The sequence below is a fragment of the Shewanella sp. AS16 genome (genome assembly GCF_021412365.1).
GTDB lineage: Bacteria > Pseudomonadota > Gammaproteobacteria > Enterobacterales > Shewanellaceae > Shewanella > Shewanella salipaludis.
Genome location: NZ_JAKCLK010000414.1, coordinates 1 through 282, shown reverse-complemented (window position 1 = coordinate 282; position 282 = coordinate 1). Strand labels below are relative to the sequence as shown.

The 282-nt window shown below is 54.3% G+C and carries 1 protein-coding gene; it reads right to left on the bottom strand.

The window, feature by feature from the left end; translation table 11 throughout:
- Positions 1–20: 20 nt before the first annotated feature.
- Positions 21–282 (bottom strand): aminopeptidase N C-terminal domain-containing protein (locus LZP73_RS20895; protein WP_234236901.1); only part of this gene is annotated, 262 nt, incomplete at its 5' end.

Here is a 282-nt window from a genome sequence, read left to right as displayed (position 1 = left end):
AGCATTTTGGCTCAAAAGTATCAAGCCAGTGCTTTGGTGATCTTCTCGTACAGATCGCCAGAGAGATTTTCCAGCCCTTTCAACTGTTCCAGCGCCGCGCGCATTTTCTCCTGACGTTTGGCATCGTAACGTTTCAGGCGAATCAGCGGCTCAATCAGGCGTGAAGCCACCTGCGGGTTACGGCTGTTGAGGTCGGTAAGCATTTCCACCAGGAACTGGTAACCGCTGCCATCTTCGGCATGGAACGCTGCCGGGTTGCTGCCCGCAAACGCACCAATCAAC